This window comes from Streptomyces sp. NPDC020597, assembly GCF_044335095.1.
Taxonomy (GTDB): domain Bacteria; phylum Actinomycetota; class Actinomycetes; order Streptomycetales; family Streptomycetaceae; genus Streptomyces.
Map to the genome: position 1 here is coordinate 43,096 of NZ_JBIRUL010000012.1, position 25,335 is coordinate 68,430.

Annotated in this window: 21 protein-coding genes; 14 read left to right on the forward strand and 7 right to left on the reverse strand. The window is 72.5% G+C overall.

Annotated features, from left to right (window positions below; translation table 11 throughout):
* Positions 1–9: 9 nt before the first annotated feature.
* Positions 10–1,008, reverse strand: coding sequence for a TAXI family TRAP transporter solute-binding subunit (locus tag ACH4ZA_RS21805; protein WP_319277700.1), 999 nt, complete (start codon positions 1,006–1,008; stop codon positions 10–12).
* 177 nt (positions 1,009–1,185) lie between these two features.
* Between ACH4ZA_RS21805 and ACH4ZA_RS21810 the strand changes: the two genes are divergently transcribed.
* Positions 1,186–1,590: a MazG nucleotide pyrophosphohydrolase domain-containing protein gene (locus ACH4ZA_RS21810; RefSeq protein ID WP_398431028.1), complete on the forward strand. Its 405-nt coding sequence runs from the start codon at positions 1,186–1,188 to the stop codon at positions 1,588–1,590.
* A 132-nt stretch (positions 1,591–1,722) separates the two neighbouring features.
* Here the strand turns inward: ACH4ZA_RS21810 and ACH4ZA_RS21815 are convergent, their stop codons facing one another.
* The gene (locus tag ACH4ZA_RS21815; RefSeq protein WP_398431030.1) at positions 1,723–2,946 is read right to left on the reverse strand and encodes a cation:proton antiporter; all 1,224 of its coding nucleotides are present in this window, start codon (positions 2,944–2,946) and stop codon (positions 1,723–1,725) included.
* Between the two features lie 4 nt (positions 2,947–2,950).
* Positions 2,951–3,436 (reverse strand): cation:proton antiporter regulatory subunit, encoded by a 486-nt coding sequence (locus ACH4ZA_RS21820; protein WP_398431032.1) that lies wholly within the window; start codon positions 3,434–3,436, stop codon positions 2,951–2,953.
* Positions 3,437–3,821: 385 nt separating this feature from the next.
* Between ACH4ZA_RS21820 and ACH4ZA_RS21825 the strand changes: the two genes are divergently transcribed.
* The 4 genes from ACH4ZA_RS21825 (at position 3,822) to ACH4ZA_RS21840 (ending at position 8,220) form a co-directional block, all read left to right on the forward strand.
* Positions 3,822–4,940, forward strand: a complete 1,119-nt coding sequence (locus ACH4ZA_RS21825; protein ID WP_398431148.1) for a histidine kinase — start codon at positions 3,822–3,824, stop codon at positions 4,938–4,940.
* Entirely contained in the window at positions 4,937–5,647 is a 711-nt protein-coding gene (locus ACH4ZA_RS21830) for a response regulator (protein WP_398431034.1), read from the forward strand. Before ACH4ZA_RS21825 ends, ACH4ZA_RS21830 begins: the two co-directional genes overlap by 4 nt.
* 66 nt (positions 5,648–5,713) lie before the next feature.
* On the forward strand, positions 5,714–7,243 hold the full coding sequence (gene miaB, locus ACH4ZA_RS21835) for a tRNA (N6-isopentenyl adenosine(37)-C2)-methylthiotransferase MiaB (protein ID WP_319277693.1): 1,530 nt from the start codon (positions 5,714–5,716) through the stop codon (positions 7,241–7,243).
* A 260-nt stretch (positions 7,244–7,503) separates the two neighbouring features.
* Positions 7,504–8,220 (forward strand): class III extradiol dioxygenase subunit B-like domain-containing protein, encoded by a 717-nt coding sequence (locus tag ACH4ZA_RS21840; protein ID WP_398431036.1) that lies wholly within the window; start codon positions 7,504–7,506, stop codon positions 8,218–8,220.
* A 97-nt stretch (positions 8,221–8,317) separates the two neighbouring features.
* On the opposite strand, the gene ACH4ZA_RS21845 is transcribed toward ACH4ZA_RS21840, so the two are convergent.
* Both ACH4ZA_RS21845 and ACH4ZA_RS21850 read right to left on the reverse strand, forming a co-directional pair.
* On the reverse strand, positions 8,318–8,587 hold the full coding sequence (locus tag ACH4ZA_RS21845; RefSeq protein WP_319277689.1) for an antitoxin: 270 nt from the start codon (positions 8,585–8,587) through the stop codon (positions 8,318–8,320).
* A gap of 23 nt (positions 8,588–8,610) precedes the next feature.
* Entirely contained in the window at positions 8,611–9,030 is a 420-nt protein-coding gene (locus ACH4ZA_RS21850) for a hypothetical protein (RefSeq protein ID WP_398431038.1), read from the reverse strand.
* Between the two features lie 183 nt (positions 9,031–9,213).
* Between ACH4ZA_RS21850 and miaA the strand changes: the two genes are divergently transcribed.
* The 6 genes from miaA to hflX all read left to right on the forward strand — a co-directional run bounded on the left by miaA (position 9,214) and on the right by hflX (position 17,382).
* Positions 9,214–10,152, forward strand: coding sequence for a tRNA (adenosine(37)-N6)-dimethylallyltransferase MiaA (miaA, locus tag ACH4ZA_RS21855; RefSeq protein WP_319277685.1), 939 nt, complete (start codon positions 9,214–9,216; stop codon positions 10,150–10,152).
* Between the two features lie 108 nt (positions 10,153–10,260).
* Complete coding sequence (locus tag ACH4ZA_RS21860) at positions 10,261–10,770, forward strand: hypothetical protein (RefSeq protein WP_319277749.1); 510 nt, start codon at positions 10,261–10,263, stop codon at positions 10,768–10,770.
* A 32-nt stretch (positions 10,771–10,802) separates the two neighbouring features.
* On the forward strand, positions 10,803–11,672 hold the full coding sequence (dapF, locus tag ACH4ZA_RS21865; protein WP_319277683.1) for a diaminopimelate epimerase: 870 nt from the start codon (positions 10,803–10,805) through the stop codon (positions 11,670–11,672).
* 300 nt (positions 11,673–11,972) lie between these two features.
* A complete protein-coding gene (locus ACH4ZA_RS21870) occupies positions 11,973–14,150 on the forward strand; it encodes a RelA/SpoT family protein (RefSeq protein ID WP_398431041.1) in 2,178 nt (725 codons plus the stop codon).
* An 89-nt stretch (positions 14,151–14,239) separates the two neighbouring features.
* A complete protein-coding gene (locus ACH4ZA_RS21875) occupies positions 14,240–15,751 on the forward strand; it encodes a M1 family metallopeptidase (RefSeq protein WP_319277680.1) in 1,512 nt (503 codons plus the stop codon).
* 137 nt (positions 15,752–15,888) lie between these two features.
* Positions 15,889–17,382, forward strand: a complete 1,494-nt coding sequence (hflX, locus tag ACH4ZA_RS21880) for a GTPase HflX (RefSeq protein WP_319277678.1) — start codon at positions 15,889–15,891, stop codon at positions 17,380–17,382.
* 108 nt (positions 17,383–17,490) lie between these two features.
* Here the strand turns inward: hflX and ACH4ZA_RS21885 are convergent, their stop codons facing one another.
* On the reverse strand, positions 17,491–18,714 hold the full coding sequence (locus tag ACH4ZA_RS21885; protein ID WP_319277676.1) for a hypothetical protein: 1,224 nt from the start codon (positions 18,712–18,714) through the stop codon (positions 17,491–17,493).
* 478 nt (positions 18,715–19,192) lie between these two features.
* On the opposite strand from ACH4ZA_RS21885, the gene ACH4ZA_RS21890 reads away from it, so the two are divergent.
* The 3 genes from ACH4ZA_RS21890 to ACH4ZA_RS21900 all read left to right on the forward strand — a co-directional run bounded on the left by ACH4ZA_RS21890 (position 19,193) and on the right by ACH4ZA_RS21900 (position 24,102).
* Entirely contained in the window at positions 19,193–21,091 is a 1,899-nt protein-coding gene (locus tag ACH4ZA_RS21890; protein ID WP_398431043.1) for an IucA/IucC family protein, read from the forward strand.
* Positions 20,986–21,816, forward strand: coding sequence for a GNAT family N-acetyltransferase (locus tag ACH4ZA_RS21895; protein WP_398431150.1), 831 nt, complete (start codon positions 20,986–20,988; stop codon positions 21,814–21,816). Before ACH4ZA_RS21890 ends, ACH4ZA_RS21895 begins: the two co-directional genes overlap by 106 nt.
* Before the next feature lie 246 nt (positions 21,817–22,062).
* Positions 22,063–24,102, forward strand: coding sequence for an ATP-dependent DNA helicase (locus ACH4ZA_RS21900; protein ID WP_319277671.1), 2,040 nt, complete (start codon positions 22,063–22,065; stop codon positions 24,100–24,102).
* A 126-nt stretch (positions 24,103–24,228) separates the two neighbouring features.
* On the opposite strand, the gene lexA is transcribed toward ACH4ZA_RS21900, so the two are convergent.
* Entirely contained in the window at positions 24,229–25,008 is a 780-nt protein-coding gene (gene lexA, locus ACH4ZA_RS21905; RefSeq protein WP_057575372.1) for a transcriptional repressor LexA, read from the reverse strand.
* Between the last annotated feature and the right edge of the window lie 327 nt (positions 25,009–25,335).

Below are 25,335 nucleotides of genomic sequence, written 5' to 3' on the forward strand. Positions count from 1 at the left end.
GGTCCGCTCCTACGGCTTGACGGAGCGGTAGTAGCGCCGGGCGCCGGCGTGCAGCGTGAGCGGATCGGTGTAGATGGCGGTGCGCAGGTCGACCAGCTGTGCGGAGTGCACGTGCGCGCCGATGAGATCCCGGCTCCTGATGACGGTACGGGTCACCCACTCGGTGAGCCGGGGGTCCACGTCGGTACGAGTGATCAGCAGGTTGGACACGGCGATCGTCGCCACGGTGGAGCCGTTCTGGATGGTGGGGTAGGCCGACTCGGGCATGTTCGTCGCCCGGTAGTAGCCCGTGGAGTCGTCCTGGTCGTGCATCTTGGCGACGAGTTCGGGGCTGATCGGCACGAACCGGAAGGTGAAACCGTCGGCCAGTTTCTCCAGCCCGGCCGTCGGCACCCCTCCCGACCAGAAGAACGCGTCGATCTTTCCCTGCCTGAGCTGCTCGGGGCCGGTGTCGATGCCCCGCTCCACCGCCTTGATGTCCTTGGCCGGGTCCAGGCCCGCCGCCTTGAGGACCCGCTCCGCGATCAGCCGCACGCCGGACCGGGGCAGGCCCGTCGCCACCGTCCTGCCCCGCAGGTCGGCGATGGACCGGATGTCCGAGTCACGGGCCACCACGAGCTGGACGTAGTCGTCGTACAGCCGGGCCACCCCACGCAGCCGCGCGGCCGGGCCGGGATGCTGCGTCTCGTACGTCTGCACCGCGTCCGCCGCGGCGATGGCGAAGTCGGCCTCGCCCGCCGCCACGCGCGCGACGTTCTCCGGCGACCCGTTGCTCGTCGACAGCTTCACGTCCAGGTGGGGCATGTCCTTGGCGAGGGCGGTGCGCAGCTGGCTGCCGTACGCGTAGTAGACGCCGCTCGTCGTGCCCGTGTTGAGGGTGATCGAACCGCTCGGCGGCTCCTCGCCCAGCGGCAGCAGCCACCACAGCAGCAGCCCGAGGACGACGACGCCGGCGGCCGTGCCCTGCAAGGCACGGCGCCTGCCGATGCGGGAGAACGACGGGGACATGAGCGCGATCCTGCCAGCCGGAGCGCGGTGCTGGCCAGGGCGGGGCTCACGGCGCAGGCGAGGGCCGGACCGACGGACGGGAGTGACGGAGGGGAGTGAGGGACGGCAGTGACGAAATCAGGGAGGCACGGACGGGACCGACGGACGGGTGTCGGTGGTCGTCGGTACAGTCCGGGCATGAGTTCCTCGCCCGCCGATCTGGTCCGTGAGTTCCACCACGCCTTCGGGCTCGACGCCCGCAGCACCCCGACGCAGGTGTCTCCAGGGCTGGCCGCCCAGCGCCGGGAGCTGCTCGCCGAGGAGGCGGCGGAGGTCGCCGAGGTGTCGGTGGGCGGCCCGCTGGACCGGCTGGCGCACGAGCTCGCCGACGTCGTCTACGTCGCCTACGGCACGGCCCTGGTGCACGGGATCGACCTCGACGCGGTGCTCGCCGAGGTCCACCGCTCCAACATGACCAAGCTGGGCCCCGACGGCAGGATCGCCCGCCGCGCCGACGGCAAGGTCCTCAAAGGCGAGCACTACGAGGCGCCGGACGTGTCCGCGGTCCTGCGCCGCCAGGGGTGGACCGACGGCGCGGAGTGAGGCGCGGGGCGCCGAGTCGGGGTGGCGGGAGGGGGCGGGACCGGGGGCGGCGCCGGGTGGCGCGTCCCGTTTCGCGAGCGAGTCGGTACCGCGCCCCCGCCTGCCGGCATCCCGGCGCCCTCGCCTCCCCCCTCAGTCACCCACCCGGGTCTGCTGCCGCGGCTCGGGCACGTGCGCCGGCGCGCTCTCGGCGCCGGACCGTCCGCGCCGGGCCCAGCGGGTCGCCAGGGGCTCCGTGAAACGGGCGGTGAGGGGTCCCACGACGACCAGGATCAGGACGTACGCCGTCGCCAGCGGGCCGAGCGACGGCTCGATTCCCGCCGTGACCGCAAGACCGGCGATGACGATCGAGAACTCCCCGCGCGCCACCAGCGCACCGCCCGCCCGCCACCGTCCCCTGACCGAGATCCCGGCGCGCCGGGCCGCCCAGTACCCCGTGGCGATCTTCGTGGCCGCGGTAACGACCGCCAGGGCGAGCGCCGGAGCGAGAACGGGAGGGATGCTCGCCGGATCGGTGTGCAGGCCGAAGAACACGAAGAAGACGGCGGCGAACAGGTCGCGCAGCGGGCTGAGCAGGGTGTGCGCGCCCTCGGCGGCCTCCCCGGAGAGCGCGATGCCCACCAGGAACGCCCCCACCGCCGCCGACACCTGCAACTGTTGCGCCACTCCGGCGACCAGGATCGTCAGCCCCAGCACCACCAGGAGCAGCTTCTCCGGGTCGTCACTGGACACGAAACGGGAGATGACGCGCCCGTAGCGCACCGCGGCGAAGAGCACGAGGCCCGCGACGCCCAGCGCGATCGCCAGGGTCACGCTGCCCGCCGCCAGCCCCGCCCCGGCCACCAGGGCGGTGACGATCGGCAGGTAGACGGCCATGGCCAGGTCCTCCAGGACCAGCACGCTGAGGATCACCGGCGTTTCCCGGTTGCCGACCCGGCCCAGGTCGCCGAGCACCTTGGCGATCACTCCGGACGACGAGATCCAGGTGACGCCCGCCAGCACCACGGCCGCCACCGGCCCCCAGCCGAGCAGCAGCGCGGCGACCGCGCCCGGCACGGCGTTGAGCGCGCAGTCGACGAGACCGGAGGGATAGTGGGCTTTGAGGTTGGAGACCAGATCGCTCGCCGTGTACTCCAGGCCGAGCATCAGCAGCAACAGGATCACGCCGATCTCGGCGCCGGTGGCGACGAACTCCTCGCTCGCGCCGAGCGGCAGCAGCCCGCCCTCGCCGAAGGCCAGACCCGCCAGCAGGTAGAGCGGGATCGGGGAGAACCGGAAGCGGGCCGCGAACCGGCCGAGCAGGCCGAGCCCGAGGATGATGGAACCGAACTCGATCAGCAGGACTGCGGAGTGCACTCGCTCACTCCCGCCCGAGTATGGCCGCGGCCGCGTCCACACCCTCGCGGGTGCCGATGACGATGAGGGTGTCGCCTCCCGCGAGACGGAAGTCGGGTGCCGGGGACGGAATGGCCTCGGCCCGCCGCAGCACCGCCACGATCGAGGCGCCGGTCTCGGTGCGCATGCGGGTGTCGCCCAGCAGCCGCCCGTTCCAGCGCGAGGTCGCCGCCACCTCCACACGCTCGGCGACCAGCCCCAGATCCGTCGTGTACAGCAGGCTCGCGCTGTGGTGGGACGGCATCAGCGCGTCGATCAGCGAGGCGGCCTCGGCGGTGGTCAACCGCACTGACTGGGCGCAGGAGTCGGGGTCGTCGGTCCGGTACACGTTGACGGTGCGGGCACCGTCCCTGTGCGCCACGACCGACAGGTGGCGCAGCTCCCGCGTCACGAGGTCGTACTGGACTCCGATTCCTGGCAGCGGAGTCGTCCGAAGGCGTGGAGCAGGCACGTTTCTTCCCTTGGTCGATCGTTTCGCCGGCCGCCGCGGCCGCCGCTGGTACTCGCCGGTCTTCGCCGGTCTTCGCCGGACGCCCCCGGACGTCACCGAGCGCTCACGTGACGTCCGTGCCGTCCGCGACGTGTCCCGATGTCCCTACGGCCCGGTGCCCTGCGGGTGCCCGGGCCGCCATGCTGCCATTCCCCCGTACGGTGACGACATGGGTGTCGTGACGGATGGACAGGGCCGCGAGCACACGGCGAGGCTGGCCACGGCGGCGCCCTGGAACACCGACCGGGACGGCGGCCGACGCGACCACCGGGGCGACCACCGGGGCGACCGAGGCGCGACCGGAGGAGCCGACGCCGGTCGAGCGGCCAGAGGAGGAACCGCGCACATGTCCCTGTTCCGGCGGATCTTCGTTCTCGACGCAGGGGCCCTGGTCGTGGCCGCCTCGCTGCTCCTGGGCCCGGTCACGGTGTCCACGCCCATACTCCCGGGCGAGGTCCTCGTCGTGGTCGCCGGCCTGGCGGCGCTGCTGACCGTCAACGCGGTCGTCCTGCGCATCGGTCTGGCCCCGCTGGCCCGCCTCGGCCGGTCCATGGCCGACGTCGACCTGCTGCACCCCGGAGCCCGCGCCGAGGTCGCGGGGCCGGTGGAGACAGCCCAGCTGATCACCACGTACAACGCCATGCTGGACCGCCTGGAGGCCGAGCGTGCGGCCAGCGCGGCCGGCGCCCTGTCGGCCCAGGAGCGTGAGCGTCACCGCGTCGCCCGGGAACTGCACGACGAGGTCGGCCAGACCCTGACCGCCGTGCTGCTCCAGCTGAAACGCGTCGCTGACCGGGCTCCCGTGGAACTGCGCGAGGAGCTGGGCCAGGCGCAGGAGGCCACCCGAGCCGGTCTCGACGAGATCCGCCGCATCGCCCGCCGGCTGCGGCCCGGCGTCCTCGACGAGCTCGGCCTGCTCAGCGCGCTGCGCTCACTCGCCGGCGAGTTCACCGCACACGGACTGACGGTGCGCCACGATCTGCGCCCGGGCATCCCCCCACTGACCGAGGAGACGGAACTCGTGCTCTACCGGGTGGCGCAGGAAGCGCTCACCAACACCGCGCGGCACTCCGGCGCCGACCGCGCCGACCTCCGCGTGCGCCCGGTCCCCGACGGCGTCGAGCTCCTGGTACGGGACAACGGCACGGGCCTGGGCGCGACGGCCGGGGAGGGCGCCGGGATCCGCGGGATGCGTGAGCGGTCCCTGCTGATCGGCGCGAGCCTCACCGTCTCGTCGCCGGCGAACGGCGCGGGCGGCGGTGGCGCGAGGGGCGGCGGCACGGGCGGCACCGGCGGCGGTACCGACGTACGGCTGCGGGCGGCGGCGGACACAGGCCGGGGGGAGCTCGCCGGCCGCAAGGGAACCGTCGAACCCCCGGTGCCCGCCGAGCAGGCGGAGCCGGTGAGCCCGGCGGCCCCGGCCCGCCCGACGGGAACCCCGACGCCTTTGGGAGGCCGCCGATGACGGACGGCGCCCCGCCCACGACCCCGACGACCGGACCTGTCGCGGCGGTCCCGCACACGCGCGTGCTGCTGGCCGACGACCACACCCTCGTGCGCAGGGGAGTACGGCTCATCCTGGACGGCGAGCCCGATCTCACCGTGGTCGCCGAGGCCGGCGACGGGGCGGAGGCGGTCGAGCGGGCCCGCGCGGGGGACGTCGACCTCGCCGTCCTCGACGTGGCGATGCCCCGGATGACAGGTCTGCAGGCGGCCCGCGAACTCTCCCGGCGCCTCCCGGACCTGCCCATCCTCATCCTGACGATGTACGACAACGAGCAGTACTTCTTCGAGGCACTCAAGGCGGGCGCCGGCGGGTACGTCCTCAAGTCGGTCGCCGACCGGGACCTGGTCGAGGCGTGCCGGGCGGTCGTGCGCGACGAGCCGTTCATCTACCCGGGCGCGGAGCGGGCCCTCGTCCGCTCCTACCTGGACCGGCTGCACCGCGGCGACGGCGTGGCCGGCCTGCCCGAGCGGCACATCACCGAGCGCGAGGAGGAGATCCTCAAGCTCGTCGCGGAGGGGCACACCTCCCGGGAGATCGGCGCCCTGCTGTTCATCAGCGCCAAGACGGTCGAGCGGCACCGGGCCAACCTGCTGCAGAAGCTCGGCATGCGCGACCGGCTGGAGCTGACCCGCTACGCGATCCGCGCCGGCCTCGTCGACCCCTGAGGCGTCGTCGATCGTCCCTCACATCACGGGGGACGGGCGTTCTCCGGGACCGCCTACCCTTGACGCATGACCAGCAGCAGTGACCGGAGCCTCGCCGTGGACGCGCCCGCACCCAAGAGCTACGAAATCCGCACTTACGGGTGCCAGATGAACGTCCATGACTCCGAGCGATTGTCCGGACTGCTCGAAGAGGCCGGGTACGTGCGCGCCCCCCAGGGGTCGGACGGCGACGCGGACGTCGTCGTCTTCAACACCTGCGCGGTGCGGGAGAACGCCGACAACCGGCTCTACGGCAACCTCGGCCGGCTCGCGCCGCGCAAGGCGAGCCGGCCCGGCATGCAGATCGCGGTCGGCGGCTGCCTGGCGCAGAAGGACCGCGACACCATCGTGAAGAAGGCGCCCTGGGTGGACGTCGTCTTCGGCACGCACAACATCGGCAAGCTCCCGGTGCTGCTGGAACGCGCGCGCGTGCAGGAAGAGGCGCAGGTCGAGATCGCCGAGTCGCTGGAGGCGTTCCCCTCCACGCTGCCCACGCGGCGCGAGAGCGCCTACGCGGCCTGGGTGTCCATCTCGGTCGGCTGCAACAACACCTGCACCTTCTGCATCGTCCCGGCGCTGCGCGGCAAGGAGAAGGACCGGCGCACCGGCGACATCCTCGCCGAGATCGAGGCGCTGGTCGGCGAGGGCGTCAGCGAGATCACCCTGCTCGGCCAGAACGTCAACGCCTACGGCTCGGACATCGGCGACCGCGAGGCCTTCAGCAAGCTGCTGCGCGCGTGCGGAGCGATCGAGGGTCTGGAGCGCGTCCGCTTCACCTCCCCGCATCCGCGCGACTTCACCGACGACGTCATCGCCGCGATGGCCGAGACGCCGAACGTGATGCCGCAGCTGCACATGCCGCTGCAGTCCGGCTCGGACACGGTCCTGAAGGCGATGCGTCGCTCCTACCGGCAGGAGCGCTACCTCGGGATCATCGAGAAGGTGCGTGCCGCCATCCCGCACGCCGCGATCACCACCGACATCATCGTGGGCTTCCCCGGCGAGACCGAGGAGGACTTCGAGCAGACGCTGCACGCGGTGCGCGAGGCACGCTTCGCGCAGGCGTTCACCTTCCAGTACTCCAAGCGCCCCGGCACGCCGGCCGCGACGATGGAGGACCAGATCCCCAAGGAGGTCGTGCAGGCGCGCTACGAGCGTCTCGTGGCCCTCCAGGAGGAGATCTCCTGGGAGGAGAACAAGAAGCAGGTCGGCCGCACCCTGGAGCTGATGGTCGCCGAGGGCGAGGGCCGCAAGGACGGCGCCACCCACCGCCTCTCCGGCCGCGCCCCCGACAACCGCCTGGTCCACTTCACCAAGCCGGAGCAGGAGGTCCGCCCCGGCGACGTCGTCACCGTGGAGATCACCTACGCCGCCCCGCACCACCTTCTCGCCGAGGGCGCCGTCCTCGACGTGCGCCGCACGCGCGCGGGAGACGCCTGGGAGAAGCGCACCGCCGAGAAGGCGGCCAAGCCGGCGGGCGTGATGCTGGGTCTGCCGAAGATCGGCGCCCCGGAGCCGGTGCCGGCGGCCGCGGCGCCCGGCTGCGGCTGCGACTGACGGAACGATCCGGCCCGGGAGCGGCGGGCGTGAACCGGCGCTCGGACGGCGGGCACGGACCGGTGATCCGGGCGGTGGGCACGCACCGGTACTGCCGGGCGGTGGGCACGAACCGGTGCTGCCGGGCGGTGGGCACGAACCGGTGCTGCCGGGCGCGCGAGCGTCGACCTGGTCCGCCCCGCCGACCTCGGGGGCGCGGTCGGGGACGTCGCTCAGGGAGGACCGGCGCAGGATCCCCCCTCGGGGTTACCCTGCCGATCATGCTTGTCGCTGCCGCAGTCTGCCCCTGCCCGCCGCTCCTGGTGCCCGAGGTCGCCGCGGGCGCCGCGCCCGAGCTGGACCCCGTGCGCACCGCCTGCTCCGACGCGCTCTCCGTGCTGGCGGCCGCCCGCGCGGACCGGCTCGTGGTCGTCGGGCCCGCCGAGCAGCCGGGGCGGGGCCCCCATCCCGAGGGCGCCCGGGGCTCGTTCCGGGGTTTCGGAGTGGATCTCGCCGTCCGGCTGGGCCGCGGCGGCGCGGACACGCCCTCCGGAGGTGAGCTGCCGCCGTCCCTCGCCGTGGCGGCCTGGCTGCTCGAGCGGGCCGGCTGGTCGGGCGCTCCCGTGGAGGGTCTGGGCGTGGGCGAGTCGCTCGCGGCCGAACGGTGCGTCGAGGCCGGCCGGCAGATCGGCGGCGCGGCTGGGCGGGTGGCGCTCCTGGTGATGGGCGACGGCAGTGCGTGCCGGACGCTGAAAGCCCCGGGCTACCTCGACGAGCGCGCGGCGCCCTTCGACGACGCGGTCGCCCGGGCGCTCGGCGCGGCCGACGTCGAGGCCCTGAAGGCGCTGGACGCCCCGCTGGCCCACGAGCTCAAGGCGGCGGGTCGCGCCCCCTGGCAGGTGCTGGCAGGCGCCGCCGAGGGCGCGCAGCCGTCCGGGGCCCTGCTGTACGACGACGCGCCCTACGGCGTGGGGTACATGGTCGCGACCTGGTCGTAGCCGCGCGGCCACGACGTCCCGGCACACGGCGGCGGACGGCCGCGAGCGCGTTCGCCGCGCGGCCGTCCGCCGTCCGCCGGTTCGGCGCGGATGCCGCTCAGGAGGCCGGCGGGGGCGTGTTCGGCGGCGTGAAGGTGTCGCCGCCCCCCGCGGAGCCGTCCTTGTGCGCGAGCCGGTCCATGGCGCCCTTGGCCTTGTCGGTGCCCGTGTGGATCCTGTCGCTGTACTTGCCCTTGGTCTTCTCGTCGACGACGTGCGCGGCCTTGTCGATGCCGTGCTGGACCTTGTCCCCGTGCTGGAGCGCGAGGTCCGAGACCTTGCCTCTGGCCGGGGTGAGCTTGGCCTTCAAACTGTCCATAAGACCCATGGGTCACCTTCCTCGCGGGTTCCTCATGTGCGGGCGCCGTCGTCCGCCGCGCTGTCGGCGGCCTCCTCGGCGGACTGCTGCCGGGGGATTCCGACGCCTTCGCCGACGCCTTCGTCGGCGGCTGTCTCCGCCTCGCCCTCCGCTTCCGGCCCGGTCCTCGCCCCGGCCCTCGGCTCCGCCGTCGCCTCGGTCTCCGTCCTGGGCTCGGCGCCGACGGGGGAGCCCGCGGCCCCGGCCGCCTCGGCGGGGACGTCCCGATCCTCGGTCCCGGCGGGCTTCTGTACCGGTGAGGCCTCGGCCGCCTGCTCCGTCTCGTCGACGGTCGTCGCCTCTCCCGCCGCCTCCTGCGTCGCCGCCGTCGTCGCGGCTTCCTCCGTCGCCGCTTCGTCCACCGCTTCGCCCGAGGCCTTGAGCCTTCCGAAAAGTCGTGCCAAAACGCCCATATCTACACTCCATACGGTACTCGTGAGGGTGACATCCCGCGTCGGCCGGTGCGTCCGTTCGCGCCACCGGAGGCCGCCGCTCCCGCCGAGGCGACGGGAATCCCGCAACGGGGAACGACACCGCACCGGCCCCGTCACGTAACTCGTTCGAGGGCGGGCGCGGAGGTTTGCGAGACTGGTGCCGTGAGCAGCGCACCCCCCGCCCCCCGCGTCATCGCCGTCGTCGGACCGACTGCGGCCGGAAAGTCCGATCTGGGCGTCTTTCTGGCCCAGCGACTCGGCGGCGAGGTCGTCAACGCCGACTCCATGCAGCTCTACCGAGGGATGGACATCGGTACCGCCAAACTGACGGCCGAGGAGCGTGGCGGCGTCCCGCACCACCTCCTGGACGTCTGGGACGTCACGGTCACCGCCTCCGTCGCCGAATACCAGCGGATGGCGCGGGAGCGCATCGACGCCCTGCTCGCCGAGGGCAGGTGGCCGATCCTGGTCGGCGGCTCCGGCCTGTACGTACGCGGCGCCGTCGACAACCTGGAGTTCCCGGGCACCGACCCCGAGGTCCGCGCCCGGCTGGAGGAGGAGCTCACGCTGCGCGGTTCGGGGGCCCTGCACGCCCGGCTGGCCGCGGCCGACCCAGAGGCCGCGCAGGCGATCCTGCCCGGCAACGGCCGCCGTATCGTCCGGGCGCTCGAGGTGATCGAGATCACCGGCAAGCCCTTCACCGCCAATCTGCCCGGCCATGACTCGGTCTACGACACCGTCCAGATCGGCGTGGACGTGGCGCGCCCGGAACTCGACGAGCGCATCGCCCGCCGCGTCGACCGCATGTGGGACGCGGGACTCGTCGACGAGGTCCGCGCGCTGGAGGCCCAGGGCCTGCGGGAGGGCCGTACGGCCTCACGCGCGCTCGGCTATCAGCAGGTCCTCACGGCCCTGAGCGGAGAGTGCACGCAGGACGAGGCGCGCGCGGAGACCGTGCGTGCCACCAAGCGTTTCGCACGCCGTCAGGATTCGTGGTTCAGGCGCGATCCGCGGGTGCACTGGCTGAGTGGGGCTGCGGCTGATCTCGCGGAACTTCCGGAGTCCGCACTGGCGTTCGTGGAGCGACCGGTCACAGCCTGATCACGTCATTGCATCGGGACGCCCAGGCCGTCATCCAGGCCTCCCGCGCCGTGCCATCATCAAGCTTCGATCGACCAAGTGGAGTCCGAGTTGGGAGGGCGCGTGGCGATGGAGGCCGGCCCTCGCGACACCGCACACGGCACGGAACACCTCACCACCGAGCGTGGTGAACCGGAGCCGGAGGAAGGCCGTCTGAGCCCGGACGGGCCGGACGACGACGACACCCAGGGCGGTGTGACCGACGACGGTCCCGAGCCCGAGGAGATGTTCGCGAGCGGTCCCGAGGTCGAGGTCGAGCTGCGCCCGCAGCGAAGGCTGCGGATCTGGCAGCTCGCGCCCATCGTGGCCCTGGCCGCCGTCGGCTCCCTGATGTTCGCCTTCCCGCTCGCCTTCGACTTCGGCGACAGCGGCGCCATGATCGCCATGCTCGGGCTGCTGATCTGCTTCTGCGCGGCCGGATGGGGCATGACGGCCGCTCGCCGCGTCGGTTACACGTGGCCCGGGCTGCCCGCGCGCGGCTCCGGTCGCAGACCCGACTGGCGGGTCGCCCTCTCCTACGTCGTGATGATCGCGGCGGTGGTGGCGCTGGCCGTCTGGCGGGTCGCCAGGCTGCGCTGAGCCCGCCGCGCGCCACGCCGTACGATCGAGGAATGAGCACCCGGATCGCCTTCCTCAAGGGCCACGGGACCGAGAACGACTTCGTGATCGTCCCGGACCCCGAGAACGCCGTAGACCTCTCCCCGGCCCACGTCGCCGTCCTGTGCGACCGCCGCGCGGGCATCGGGGGCGACGGGGTGCTGCACGTCGTGCGGTCCGCGGCGCACCCCGAGGCCCGGCACATGGCCGCCGAGGCGGAATGGTTCATGGACTACCGCAACGGCGACGGCTCCGTCGCCGAGATGTGCGGCAACGGCGTCCGCGTCTTCGCGCGCTACCTCCAGTACGCCGGACTCGTCACCGAGGGGGATCTCGCGGTCGCCACGCGCGGGGGCGTGAAGCGCGTGCACCTCGCCAAGGACGGCGACGTCACGGTCGGCATGGGCCGGGCCCGCCTGCCCGAGGGCGACGTCACGGTGACGGTCGGCGAGCGGAGCTGGCCCGCGCGCAACGTGAACATGGGCAACCCGCACGCCGTCGCCTTCGTGGACGACCTCGCACACGCGGGCTCCCTGCTCTCCCCGCCGCCCTTCAGCCCCGCCGCCGCGTACCCGGACGGGGTCAACGTCGAGTTCGTCGTGGACCGGGGCCCGCGGCATGTCGCTCTGCGCGTGCACGAGCGCGGCTCCGGCGAGACCCGCTCGTGCGGCACGGGCGCGTGCGCCGTCGCCGTGGCCGCCGCGCGCCGGGACGGCGCCGACCCCGCGGCCACCGGAACCCCCGTCACCTACACGGTCGACCTTCCGGGCGGACGCCTGGTGATCACCGAGCGCCCCGACGGCGAGATCGAGATGACCGGGCCGGCCGTGATCGTCGCCACAGGGGAGATCGATTCCGAATGGCTGGAAACCGCCGTTCGCTGACCCCGTCGAGGTTTCGGATCGGAGGCGGGGCGCGTCCCGGAGGGGCCAGGGGAACGTCCTGGCCCCGATCGCGGGGTTCGAATCCGTTATCGGGTCCAGCTCTGGTGGCTCGAAACCGTAAACCTGGAATCCGTCGCTCGAATGGGTGATCCGTTTCACGCTCGGCGAGAGGCGGTCGGTCGCGCGTGATGGGCTCGGTAGCATCAAGCACCGGCCCGGACGGGGGACCGTTCAACCAGTCCCCTGAGCCGTGTCCGCCCTGGACACCCCGTCCGCCGGTCCACGCAGCCGGAGGTGCCCATGAGTGCGGAGGCCACGAACCCTGCGACCCCAGGCCCGGTAACCCCGGCCACGCCCCGCAGGCGCAGCCTTCCCCGGATCGACCTGCGCCGCCTGGGCCGGGCCGCGCTGCTCGGCCCCGCCTCCCGCGGCCGGCTGCCCGACGCGATCAGCCATGTCGTCGAGGTCCATCGCGCGCACCACCCCGACGCCGACCTCGAACCCCTGCGCCGGGCCTATGTGCTCGCCGAGTCCTCGCACCGCGGGCAGATGCGCAAAAGCGGCGAGCCCTACATCACCCACCCCCTCGCGGTGACGCTCATCCTCGCCGAACTCGGCGCGGAGACCACCGCCTTGACGGCCTCGCTGCTGCACGACACCGTCGAGGACACCGATGTGACGCTCGATCAGGTGGGCGAGGAGTTCGGCGCCGAGGTGCGCTATCTCGTCGACGGCGTCACGAAGTTGGAGAAGGTCGACTACGGCGCCGCCGCCGAACCCGAGACGTTCCGCAAGATGCTCGTCGCCACCGGCAACGACGTCCGCGTGATGTCGATCAAACTCGCCGACCGGCTGCACAACATGCGCACCCTCGGCGTGATGCGCCCCGAGAAGCAGGCGCGCATCGCCAAGGTGACCCGCGACGTCCTCATCCCGCTCGCCGAACGCCTCGGCGTCCAGGCGCTCAAGACGGAGCTGGAGGACCTCGTCTTCGCGATCCTGCACCCGGAGGAGTACGCGCACACCCGTGAGCTGATCGCGGGCAACGCGGCGCAGGAGAGCGACCCGCTGGCCGAGTTCTCCGACGTGATGCGCACGGTGCTGCGCGAGGCCGGGATCCAGGCCGAAGTCCTCATCCGGCCACGGCACTTCGTCTCCGTCCACCGCGTCTCCCGCAAACGCGGCCGGCTGCGGGGCTGCGACTTCGGCCGACTGCTGGTGCTGGTGAACGAGGACGCCGACTGCTACGCCGTGCTGGGCGAACTGCACACCTGTATGACGCCGGTCGTCTCGGAGTTCAAGGACTTCATCGCCGTACCCAAGTTCAACCTGTACCAGTCGCTGCACACCGCCGTGGCCCGCGAGGACGGCCAGGTCGCGGAGGTCCTCATCCGCACGCACCAGATGCACAAGGTCGCCGAGGCCGGCGTCATCGCGCTGGGCAACCCCTACACCTCCTCCGCGGACGAACAGAGCGGCCCGGGCGCCCCCGCGGACGAGGAGCGCGTGGACCCCACCCGGCCCGGCTGGCTCTCCCGCCTCCTGGACTGGCAGGAGGCGGCGCCCGACCCCGACACCTTCTGGTCGACCCTGCGCGAGGACCTCGCCCAGGACCGCGAGATCACCGTCTACCGGCCCGACGGCGGCGCGCTCGGTCTGCCCGAGGGAGCCACCTGCGTGGACGCCGCCTACGCCCAGTACGGCGAGGACGCCCACGCCTGCATCGGCGCCCGGGTGAACGGCCGCCTGGCGACCCTCAGCACCGTCCTGCGGGACGGCGACACGGTCCAGCTCCTGATGGGCCAGGACCCCGCCTCGGAGCCCTCCCGGGAGTGGCTGGACCACGCCCACACCCCCGCCGCGCGGATCGCCATCCAGCGCTGGCTGACGACGCACCCGGCGCCCGCCGAGGACGCCGCCGCCGAATCCGCCGCAGGCCCCGAAGAGACCGCACAGCCCGTCCGGTCCGCGGCCGACGCCGCCCCGGCGGACCCGTCCGCCCCGAGCCCCGGAGCCGCGATCACCGTCGACGACCGGCCCGACGCGAACGTCCGGCTCGCCGGATGCTGCACGCCCGTGCCGCTCGACGAGGTCACCGGCTTCTCGGTGCGCGGGGGAGTGGTGACCGTGCACCGCGCCGAGTGCGCCGCCGTGGCGCGCATGGCCGCCGCGGGGCGCGAGGAGGTCGCCGTGCGCTGGGGCGACACCACCGGATGCCGGGTCACCCTGGTCGCCGAGTCGTTCGGCCGCCCCCACCTGCTCGCCGACCTCACCGAGGCCATGGCGCTCGAGGGCGCCGAGATCGTCTCCGCCACCGTCGAACCGCCGAGCCAGCAGCGGGTACGTCACACCTACACCGTCCAGCTGCCCGACGCGGCCCACCTGCCCGCCCTGCTGCGCGCCATGCGCAACGTGCCCGGCGTGTACGACGTGGGACGCGCGCAGCACCACGCGGCGGCCTCCTCCGGGACGAGGTAGCCGCCGCCACGCGCGCGTGAGCCACCCGTTCGGGTGGGCCGGGCGCGCGTCGCCGACGCGGCGCCCCCGCCCACTGGTAGCCGTGGTGCATGCTGCTCACCCCCCGCGCCCGGCTGAAGTCCGCGCTGCTCGCCTCGGCCGTGTCCGTCTGCCTCGTCGCCGCGAGCGCCCCGGCGGCCCCGCTCGGCGTCGGCGACCGTCTCTTCCCGAACCTCGGCAACCCCGGCTACGACGTCGCGTCGTACGACCTGTCCTTCACCTACTCCGGCGCCAACGACAAGCCGCTCCAGGCCGTCACCGTCATCAACGCCTGGACCACCGCCGCCCTGGACCGGATCAACCTCGACTTCGCGCACGGCAAGGTCGACTCGGTCGAGGTGGACGGCAGGCCGGCCGCCTTCACCGGCGTGGACGACGACCTGGTGATCACTCCCAGGGACACGCTGGTCCCGGGGAGCTGGATGCGCATCACCGTGCGGCACACCAGCGATCCCGTGATGAGCGGCGACCGCGACGGCGGCTGGGTCAGGACCGTGGACGGCCTCGCCATGGCCAACCAGGCGGACGCCGCCCACCTCGTCTTCCCGTGCAACGACCACCCCTCCGACAAGGCGATGTTCACCATCCGGGTGACCGCGCCGGACGCCTACACGGCCGTCGCCAACGGGCTGCCCGCCGGAGTGGAGAAGTCCGGCGGGACCACCACCTGGACGTACCGCAGCCAGCACCCCATGGCCACCGAGCTCGCCCAGGTGTCCGTGGGCCGCTCCACCGTCGTGCACCGCGAGGGCCCGCACGCGCTGCCGCTGCGCGACGTCGTGCCCACCAAGGACCGCGCCCTTCTCGAGCCCTGGCTGAAGAAGACCCCCGAACAGATCGCATGGCTGGAACGCAAGGTCGGCCCCTACCCCTTCGAGACCTACGGGCTGCTCATGGCCGACGCCTCCACCGGTTTCGAACTCGAGACGCAGACCCTGTCCCTCTTCGAGAAGGACCTCTTCACCCAGCCCGCCTACCCCAAGTGGTACATCGAGTCGATCATGGTCCACGAGCTGGCCCACCAGTGGTTCGGCGACAGCGTCTCACCGCGCACCTGGTCCGACCTGTGGCTGAACGAGGGGCACGCCACCTGGTACGAGGCGTTGTACGCGGAGGAGAAGTCGGGCCGCGCCCTGGATGCGCGCATGAAGGCGGCCTACGGCGCCTCGGACCGCTGGCGTGCCGCCGGAGGACCGCCCGCCCTGCCCAAGGCGCCGAAGCCCGGCCAGAAGATCAGCATCTTCCGCCCCAACGTGTACGACGGCGCCGCACTCGTCCTGTACGCGCTGCGCCAGGAGATCGGCCGGGCCGCGTTCGCACACCTGGAGCGCGCCTGGACGCACAACCACCGGGACTCGACGGCGAGCACGGCCGACTTCGCCCGCCTCGCCGAGAACGTCTCGGGACGCGACCTCACCCCGTTCTTCAGGGAGTGGCTCTACGGCGAGAGGACCCCGCCGATGCCGGGCCACCCGGACTGGAAGGCGACGGCCCCGGCCGTGAAGAACCCCGCCGGGAACGCTCCGAAGCCCGCCCCACAGGCCCCGCCCGCCGCGAAATAAGGCCGTGACGAGACGGGCCGTCCCGTGCGACCATCGTCGGGACGCCGCGGCACGGGCCACGGGAATCTCCCGGCCTGCTCGCGCGTTGTGCAGCATGTAGGACGCCGACTCGGCATCTCCCACGACGTAAGGATCCAATGACCTCCTCTTCTTCCGCTTCCCAGGACACCCCGCGCATGGCGCACGCCTACCCCGAAGGTCTTCGGGCCGATGCCCTGATGGAAGAGGACGTCGCCTGGAGCCACGAGATCGACGGAGAGCGGGACGGCGACCAGTTCGACCGCTCCGAGCGCGCGGCCCTGCGCCGGGTCGCCGGCCTCTCCACCGAGCTCGAGGACGTCACCGAGGTCGAGTACCGCCAGCTCCGTCTGGAGCGGGTCGTGCTCGTCGGCGTCTGGACCACGGGAACCGCGCAGGATGCGGACAACTCCCTCGCGGAGCTCGCCGCCCTCGCGGAGACCGCGGGCGCGCTCGTGCTCGACGGTGTGATCCAGCGCCGCGACAAGCCCGACGCGGCCACCTTCATCGGATCCGGCAAGGCCATGGAGCTGCGCGACATCGTCGTCGAGTCCGGCGCGGACACCGTCATCTGCGACGGTGAGCTCAGCCCCGGCCAGCTCATCGCCCTCGAAGACGTCGTCAAGGTCAAGGTCATCGACCGTACGGCCCTGATCCTCGACATCTTCGCCCAGCACGCCAAGTCCCGGGAGGGCAAGGCGCAGGTCGCGCTCGCGCAGATGCAGTACATGCTGCCGAGGCTGCGGGGCTGGGGCCAGTCGCTGTCCCGTCAGATGGGCGGCGGCAAGGGCGGCGGTCTCGCCACCCGCGGTCCCGGTGAGACCAAGATCGAGACGGACCGGCGGCGGATCCGCGAGAAGATGGCGAAGATGCGCCGGGAGATCGCGGAGATGAAGACCGGCCGCGAGATCAAGCGCCAGGAGCGCAAGCGCCACAAGGTGCCGTCCGTCGCCATCGCGGGCTACACCAACGCGGGCAAGTCCTCCCTGCTCAACCGTCTCACGGGCGCGGGCGTCCTCGTCGAGAACGCCCTGTTCGCGACCCTGGACCCGACCGTGCGCCGGGCCGAGACGCCCAGCGGCCGCCTGTACACCCTGGCGGACACGGTCGGATTCGTCCGGCACCTGCCGCACCACCTGGTCGAGGCGTTCCGCTCGACCATGGAGGAGGTCGGCGAGGCCGACCTGATCCTGCACGTGGTGGACGGCTCCCATCCGAACCCGGAGGAGCAGCTGGCCGCCGTGCGCGAGGTGGTCCGGGACGTCGGTGCCACCGGGGTGCCCGAGATCGTCGTCATCAACAAGGCGGACGCGGCCGACCCGCTGACGCTGCAGCGGCTCATGCGGGTCGAGAAGCGCTCCATCGCGGTCTCCGCCCGCACCGGCCAGGGCATCGAAGAGCTGCTCGCGCTGATCGACGACGAGCTGCCGAGGCCGTCCGTCGAGGTCGAGGCGCTGGTGCCGTACACGCACGGCAGGCTGGTCGCCCGCGCCCACGACGAGGGCGAGGTGATCTCCGCGGAGCACACGGCGGAGGGCACCCTGCTCAAGGCGCGGGTGCACGAGGAGCTGGCGGCGGAACTCGCGCCGTACCTGCCGGCGCCGGCCGCCTGACCCGATCCGCCGAACGTGCGAAGGCCCGCCCCCTGCTTGCCGCAGGGGGCGGGCCTTCGCACGCATGCGGTGCGGCGTCCGCCGGACGACCACCGCCGCTCGCTCGGGCTACCGCCCGGCGAACTTCTTGCTCACCGAGTCGTAGACGCCCTTGGCGACGTCGTTCAGTCGCGGGCCCGCGAGCCAGCCCGCGTCCACCGGACCGATCGAGGTGTTCGACACCAGCGCGGGCTTCCCGTCCGAGCCCGTGGCGACCCAGCCGCCGCCCGAGGCGCCGCCGGTCATCGTGCAGCCGATGCGGTACATCGTCGGGTCCGCGGTGCTGAGCGAGAACCGACCCGGCTTGTCCTTGCACTGGTAGAGCTTCTGCCCGTCGTAGGGCGCCGCCGCCGGGTATCCGGTCGCGGTGATGCGGCTCACTTTGGGCACCGCCGGGGCCTTGAAGTCCACCGGCAGCGCCGAACCGACCGTCTCCTCCAGGGACTTGCCGGAACCGCCCTCCTCCGGCGTCACATGGATGACGGCGTAGTCGTAGGAGGCGCCGTCGCCGCCGGTCTGGCCGCCCTGGGCGATCCACTGGTCGGAGGTCTGCGCCCAGTCGCCCCACCACACGCCGTAGGGAGCCGCCTCCTCCTTGGTCGCCGACTTCATCTGCGCGGCCGTCTTGCCGGAGTCGTTGTACGACGGGACGAACGCGATGTTCCGGTACCAGCCGCCCTTCTTGCCGGCGTGCACGCAGTGACCCGCCGTCCAGACCAGGTTGGACTTGCCCGGGTGGGCCGGGTCCCGCACGACCGTCGCCGAGCAGACCATCGTCCCCTCGGGGGAGTCGAAGAACACCTTGCCCGCCTGGGGCGCGTTGGCGTGGTACGAGGGTGAGACCGCCTTCGCCTGCACGGGCGCCGGCGTCGGGTCGGTCACTCCCTGGTCGCCGGAGAGGTCGCTGTCCTCGACGCCGCGGTCCGGGTCCTCCGCCTCTCGCATCCGGTCCGGGTCCCACAGCCCCTTGATGATCGGGTTGACGTAGTCCTGCGCCTCACGCAGCCAGTCGTCCTTGTCCCAGTTCTTCCAGGCGCCGTTCTTCCACTTGTCCAGATCGATCCCGTGCTCCTTGAGCCGGTCCTTGATGTCGTCCGGGATCGTGATCTTTCCGTCGTCGGTGGCCGACGCCGAGGCGCTCGCCCGGCCGCTCGCATCGGCGTCGCCCGAATCGCAGGCGGTCGCGGTGAGCGCGAGCACCGAGGCGAGGGCGACGGCGCTCAGCACGGGGGAAGTCCTGCGACGCGCGTTCCTCCCCCGGCGAGCGGTGGACGACGGCCGTATGGATCGCATGCTGGTACTCCCCCTGCTGTCAACGAACGTGAAGCTCCGGCCGTCCCGCAGAGTGAACCCGGCGGAACACGGTCGAACTCGATCAGACATGGCTGTAATTCGTCGAGCTCGGTTCAACTCGGCCGAAAGCAAACGGACTCGGCCACGTTCCGTCGAACTCATGGTGCTCTCACGCCGAGTTCCAACGGGTCTCACGACCGGGTGCGATGCCACCACACGATATGCCGTCGCTGTGGGGGACTTCCGACGGAACGGCAACTGTTCGGTCACAGCGGGGATCTTGAGGCAACCCGTAACCGGTCGAAGCGCCGGGGGTTGTAGCGACAGGGGCTGCCGTGGCGTCCGCCTGCGAACCGCGGGCCGGCGGGGAGCGAGGCCGTGGCCGAGCCGGCGCCCCAGGGCGTTCGTGAGCGAGCCGTCGGGCCGGGCGGCGCCACCGCCCGATCGCGGACAGCCCCCTTCCTCACCAGGAGCGACCTTGACCACCTCTGCCGACTTTGCCGCCGATCTCCTGGACCACCCCGATCCGCACACGGCGGCACAGGCCGCCGCCGTGGAGAACCTGCTGCGCTGCTGGGTGCGCGAGGCCGCCCTGTCCGCACCCGCCGACGGCCTCCTCCGGATGCCGCTGCCCGCCAGCGGAGTCGCCCTGCTGGCGCCCGTCCTCTACTGGTCCCCGACGGGCATGCACCGCTTCGGCCTCCCGCGCCTGGCGGGCGCACCCGAGCAGACCCCGCCCGTGGACGCCGTCATGGTCGCGGCGCTGCTCGCCCGCGAGGCGAACCCGGCCGCCGGCCGGACCCGCCCGCCCGGGGCGCCCGGCGAAATCCCGCCGGTCACCGTCGGCGAAGAACCGAGGTCGATCACCGCCGGCGACGCATTCCGGCCGGTCACCGCAGACAGCGAAGGGGCCGACCTCGTCGCACGGGTCGCCGACTCGGTCCGCCGTACCGCCGCCTTCATCGGCGAACGCCGGGAACGCCCCGCCGACGCTCCCGACCTGTTCCTCGCCGCCGAGCAGGCGCTGGTGCTCGGCCATCCGCTGCATCCGACCCCGAAGAGCCGGGAAGGACTCTCGGACGGTGACGCCCGCCTGTACTCGCCCGAGACACGCGGCTCGTTCCCCCTGCACTGGCTCGCCGTCGATCCGTCGGCACTGGCCACCGACTCCGCCTGGACCGAACGCGGCCGCCCGGTTCCCGCCGCCGTGCTGACGGCCCGGCTCGCCGGCCGCGGCCTACCGCTGCCCGAGGGATTCGCGGCGCTGCCGATGCACCCCTGGCAACTGCGCGAAGCGCGACGCAGGCCGGAGGTCCGCGCCCTGCTCGACGCCGGACTGCTCCGGGACCTCGGCGCGCACGGCCTGCCCTGGCACCCGACCTCCTCCGTACGCACCGTCCACCGCTCCGGCGCCGCCGCGATGCTCAAACTGTCGCTGGGACTGCGCATCACCAACTCCCGGCGCGAGAACCTCCGCAAGGAACTCCACCGCGGCGTCGAGGTGCACCGCCTCCTGCGCGCCGGGCTGGCAGGACGGTGGCGGGCCGCCCACCCCGGCTTCGACATCGTCAGGGATCCGGCCTGGCTCGCCGTCGACGGTCCGGACGGCCTCCCGCTGACAGGCCTAGACGTGGTGATCCGCCACAACCCGTTCACCCCGGCGGACGACGTCACCTGCCTCGCCGGTCTCGTCGCCCCCCGGCCGAACGGTCCGCGGACGGCCGCCGGCGCGACCGGTCCGGACCCGGCCGTCGTCCCCCGCTCGAGGCTGGCCTCGATCGTCCACCGCCTCGCACGACACACCGGTCGGACGGCCTCAGCGGTCGCCGCCGAGTGGTTCCTGCGGTACCTGGAACGGGTGGTCCGCCCCGTCCTGTGGCTCGACGGCGAGGCGGGCATCGCGCTGGAGGCGCACCAGCAGAACACCCTCCTCCTGCTGGACGCCGACGGCTGGCCCACGGGCGGCCGCTACCGAGACAACCAGGGCTACTACTTCCGCGAGTCCCGCCGCGCGGACCTCGCGGCCCGGCTGCCCGGGATCGGCGAGGCCAGCGACACCTTCGTGGCCGACGAGGTCACCGACGAGCGCTTCTGCTACTACCTGGGAATCAACAACGTCCTCGGTCTCGTGGGCGCGTTCGGTTCGCAGCGGCTCGCCGACGAACGACTGCTGCTCGCCGCCTTCCGGCGCTTCCTCACGGACGCCGCCCGCGGCCCGCGCCGGCTGCGCAGTTCGCTGCCCGCGCGGCTGCTCGACTCGCCGGTGCTGCGCTGCAAGGCCAACCTGCTGACGCGGCTGCACGGCCTCGACGAACTCGTCGGACCGGTGGACACCCAGTCCGTCTACGTCACCGTCCCCAATCCGCTGCGTGCCTGAGCCGGGCGAGTCCGCCGTCCGCCCGCTGCCGTCCGCCGCCGGCCGCCTGCCGCCTGCCGTGCGTCCGTGCGTCCGTCCGTACGAGAGGAGATCGCGTGCGGTCCCCCGAGACCGGAACCGAAGTCCGTCCCCTCCTCTTCCCCGCCGCCGACGCCGACCCCGGCCGCGGCCTCGGTGACTGGGGGATCGCCAGGGGGCCCGTGGGCGCGTTCCGTCTCGTCCCCGTGCGCCTCGACCGGGACCTGTCCCTCGTCGGCCGGTGGATGAACGACCCCGCCGTCGCGGCCTTCTGGGAACTGTCGGGACCCCACCGCGTCACCGCGCGACACCTGCGCGGACAACTCGCCGGCGACGGGCGCAGCGTCCCGTGCCTGGGCGTGCTCGACGGGCGGCCCATGAGCTACTGGGAGATCTACCGTGCCGATCTCGATCCCCTGGCAGGCCACTATCCGGCCCGGCCGTACGACACCGGCATCCACCTGCTCATCGGCCGTCCCGCCGACCGGGGGCGAGGGCTCGGGAGCCTGCTCCTGCGCGCCGTCGCCGATCTCGTCCTGGCCGGCCTGCCCGCCTGTGCCCGGGTGGTGGCCGAGCCCGACCTGCGCAACGTTCCGTCCGTCGCCGCGTTCCTGAGCGCCGGATTCCGGTACTGCGCCGAGCTGGATCTTCCCGCCAAACGGGCCGCCCTCATGGTCCGGGACCGGAGTGTGCGTGATCTGCTGTGAGCCCCCTCGCCGGTTCGCGCCGGTCGTACCCGTCCACCCTCGTCCACACCCTCGACACCGATCTTCGGCATTCTTTCGCGGTCAGGTCTGGTCATTAGATGATCACCAAGTGGTCGTTCCCCACGTCGACCCGCTCACCTTCGGCCGCCTCACCTACCCGGAGCGAGAGGACGCCGTCTTGATCACCTCTCTCCCGTCCGCCTCGATCGCCCGATTGTCAGTGCCGCGCCGTAGGGTGGTCGCGCTATGACGAAGCCCTCACTCCCCGAACTCCTGCATGCCGCCGTCGCCGCCGTCGGCGGCACGGAGCGCCCCGGCCAGGTGACCATGGCCGAAGCCGTCGCCGAGGCGATCGACGACGGCTCCCATCTGCTGGTCCAGGCCGGCACCGGCACCGGTAAGTCGCTCGGCTACCTCGTGCCCGCGCTCGCCCACGGAGAGCGCGTCGTGGTGGCGACCGCCACCCTGGCCCTGCAGCGCCAGCTCGTGGAGCGGGACCTGCCGCGCACGGTCGAGGCGCTGCACCCGCTGCTGCGCCGCCGCCCGGAGTTCGCGATGCTCAAGGGCAGATCGAACTACCTGTGTCTGCACCGACTTCACGAAGGCGTCCCGCAGGACGAGGAGGAGGGCCTCTTCGACCAGTTCGAGGCCGCCGCGCCCACCAGCAAGCTGGGCCAGGACCTCCTGCGGCTGCGGGACTGGTCGGACGAGACCGAGTCCGGTGACCGCGACGATCTGACGCCGGGCGTGTCCGACCGGGCGTGGGCGCAGATCTCGGTCTCCTCCCGGGAGTGCCTGGGCGCGACGAAGTGCGCGTACGGAGCCGAGTGCTTCGCCGAGATGGCCCGCGAGCGCGCCAAACTGGCCGAGGTGGTCGTCACCAACCACGCCCTGCTCGCCATCGACGCCATCGAGGGCGCTCCCGTTCTTCCGCAGCACGAGGTGCTGATCGTCGACGAGGCCCACGAGCTGGTCTCGAGGGTCACCGGCGTCGCCACGGGCGAACTCACCCCCGGCCAGGTCAACCGGGCGGTGCGCCGGGCGGCCAAGCTGGTCGACGAGAAGGCCGCCGACCAGCTGCAGACGGCCGCCGAGGGCTTCGAGCGGCTGATGGAACTGGCGCTGCCCGGCCGTCTGGAGGAGGTCCCGGAGGATCTCGGCTACGCGCTCATGGCGCTGCGCGACGCCGCGCGGACCGTCATCTCCGCCATCGGCTCGACCCGCGACAAGTCCGTCCAGGACGAGGACGCGGTCCGCAAGCAGGCGCTGGCCTCGGTCGAGTCGGTGCACGACGTGGCGGAGCGGATCACCAACGGGTCCGAGTGGGACGTCGTGTGGTACGAGCGGCACGACCGCTTCGGCGCGTCGCTGCGCGTCGCCCCGATGTCGGTCTCGGGTCTGCTGCGGGAGAAGCTCTTCACGGACCGCTCCGTCACCCTCGCTTCGGCGACGTTGAAGCTGGGCGGTGACTTCAACGGAGTGGGCGCTTCGATGGGGCTGGCACCGGAGGGCACGCAGGGGGACGACGTCCCGCAGTGGAAGGGCATCGACGTCGGCTCGCCCTTCGACTACCGCAAGCAGGGCATCCTCTACGTCGCCAAACACCTCGCGCGCCCCGCACGGGACGGCGACCGGGCCGACATGCTCGACGAGCTGACCGAACTGATCCAGGCAGCCGGCGGCCGCACCCTCGGCCTCTTCTCCTCCATGCGTGCGGCCCAGCTCGCCGCCGAGGAACTGCGCGTGCGCATCCCCGAGTTCCCGATCCTCCTCCAGGGCGAGGAGACGCTGGGCGAGCTGATCAAGAACTTCTCGGCGGATCCGCAAACCTGTCTGTTCGGCACCCTGTCGCTCTGGCAGGGCGTCGACGTCCCCGGCCCCAGTTGCCAGCTCGTCGTCATGGACAAGATCCCGTTTCCGCGCCCGGACGACCCCCTCATGAGCGCGCGCCAGAAGGCGGTGGAGGAAGCCGGAGGCAACGGCTTCATGGCGGTGGCGGCCACGCACGCGGCACTGCTCATGGCTCAGGGGGCGGGCCGCCTCGTCCGGGCGTCGGGGGACCGCGGGGTCGTCGCCGTCCTGGACCAGCGGCTGGCGACGGCCCGCTACGGCAGCTATCTCAAGGCGTCCCTGCCCGACTTCTGGTACACCACGGACCCCCAGCAGGTCCGCAGGTCTCTGTCGGCGATCGACGCCAAGGCGAAGCAGACGGAGGCAGAAAAGGCGCAGGCGGGGCCGGAGCCGGAACAGACGGAGCCGCAACAGACGGAGGCGGAGCCGGAGTAGACCCGGGCGGGCGGCCGAGGACGCCCGGGCCCCTTGAGGGTCCGGGCGCAGCACAGGGCCCCGGAACCGGCGCAGGGATCCCGGGGCCCAGTCAGGGGGACGGGAAGGGCCCGTCCGCCGCCGTGCTCAGACGCGGCGGAGTACGGCCACCACCTTGCCGAGGATCGTCGCGTCGTCGCCGGGGATCGGCTCGTAGGCGGCGTTGTGGGGGAGCAGCCACACATGGCCGTCCTCGCGCTTGAAGCGCTTCACGGTCGCCTCGCCGTCGAGCATCGCGGCCACGATGTCGCCGTTCTCCGCGACGGGCTGGCGGCGCACGGTGACCCAGTCGCCGTCGCAGATCGCCGCCTCGATCATCGAGTCGCCGACGACCTTCAGCACGAACAGCTCGCCGTCTCCGACCAGCTGCCTGGGGAGCGGGAAGACGTCCTCCACCGACTCCTCGGCGAGGATCGGACCGCCGGCGGCGATGCGGCCGACGAGCGGGACGTATGACGCGGCGGGCTTGCCGGCGGTGTCCGTGGGCTGCACCGAGGCCGCCTGGTCGGAGCCCCGTACCTCGTACGCGCGCGGGCGGTGCGGGTCACGGCGCAGGAAGCCCTTGCGCTCCAGTGCCATCAGCTGGTGTGCGACCGACGAGGTGCTGGACAGGCCGACCGCCTGGCCGATCTCCCGCATCGACGGGGGGTACCCGCGCCGCTGTACGGAATCCCTGATGACCTCGATCACCCTGCGCTGCCGGTCCGTGAGTCCCGAGCTGTCCGCGCGGATCCCTGGAGGTCGGCCCGGCAGGGAACGCTTGTGTCCCTCGGGATTCATGGCTTCGTTCATCGCATGCACCGGCTCGAGTCGGCCCTGGGAGCGGTCCTGGGCGGTGATGGTGGCACTGTCTGCGGTGGTGGTCACGTCGGCCCCTCTCGGTTGTCTCCCTGCTGGACAACGGTAGTGGCTTTCGAAAGGTTGCGCCAAACACACGTTCGAGTGAAAAAGCGTGTATCGCCTGACTTGATCACGTGTCGGGGTGTATGGCTGACGCGGGTTCTCCCCGGCGGTGGGGCGAGGTCCCGTCGTACCCGTTGTTGTAGTCTTCACCGCCGTAGCCGACGACCCTGTGAGGCGGGGCCCAGTCTGCCATCAGGCCCCCCGTGGATCAGGAAACGGGCCCCGCCCTGCGCGAGAGCCCCACCGCTCCTCCTCGTGGCGCTCACGGTATCGACGCACGGGCCTCGCCGG

Coding starts and splice junctions, on each gene's coding strand:
- miaB (WP_319277693.1), top strand. CDS start 5,714: ATGACCAGCAGCAGTGACCGGAGCCTCGCCGTGGACGCGCCCGCACCC.
- ACH4ZA_RS21840 (WP_398431036.1), top strand. CDS start 7,504: ATGCTTGTCGCTGCCGCAGTCTGCCCCTGCCCGCCGCTCCTGGTGCCC.
- ACH4ZA_RS21850 (WP_398431038.1), bottom strand. CDS start 9,030: ATGGGCGTTTTGGCACGACTTTTCGGAAGGCTCAAGGCCTCGGGCGAA.
- ACH4ZA_RS21805 (WP_319277700.1), bottom strand. CDS start 1,008: ATGTCCCCGTCGTTCTCCCGCATCGGCAGGCGCCGTGCCTTGCAGGGC.
- ACH4ZA_RS21860 (WP_319277749.1), top strand. CDS start 10,261: ATGGAGGCCGGCCCTCGCGACACCGCACACGGCACGGAACACCTCACC.
- ACH4ZA_RS21830 (WP_398431034.1), top strand. CDS start 4,937: ATGACGGACGGCGCCCCGCCCACGACCCCGACGACCGGACCTGTCGCG.
- ACH4ZA_RS21875 (WP_319277680.1), top strand. CDS start 14,240: ATGCTGCTCACCCCCCGCGCCCGGCTGAAGTCCGCGCTGCTCGCCTCG.
- ACH4ZA_RS21810 (WP_398431028.1), top strand. CDS start 1,186: ATGAGTTCCTCGCCCGCCGATCTGGTCCGTGAGTTCCACCACGCCTTC.
- ACH4ZA_RS21900 (WP_319277671.1), top strand. CDS start 22,063: ATGACGAAGCCCTCACTCCCCGAACTCCTGCATGCCGCCGTCGCCGCC.
- hflX (WP_319277678.1), top strand. CDS start 15,889: ATGACCTCCTCTTCTTCCGCTTCCCAGGACACCCCGCGCATGGCGCAC.
- ACH4ZA_RS21845 (WP_319277689.1), bottom strand. CDS start 8,587: ATGGGTCTTATGGACAGTTTGAAGGCCAAGCTCACCCCGGCCAGAGGC.
- ACH4ZA_RS21885 (WP_319277676.1), bottom strand. CDS start 18,714: ATGCGATCCATACGGCCGTCGTCCACCGCTCGCCGGGGGAGGAACGCG.
- ACH4ZA_RS21870 (WP_398431041.1), top strand. CDS start 11,973: ATGAGTGCGGAGGCCACGAACCCTGCGACCCCAGGCCCGGTAACCCCG.
- ACH4ZA_RS21825 (WP_398431148.1), top strand. CDS start 3,822: ATGTCCCTGTTCCGGCGGATCTTCGTTCTCGACGCAGGGGCCCTGGTC.
- dapF (WP_319277683.1), top strand. CDS start 10,803: ATGAGCACCCGGATCGCCTTCCTCAAGGGCCACGGGACCGAGAACGAC.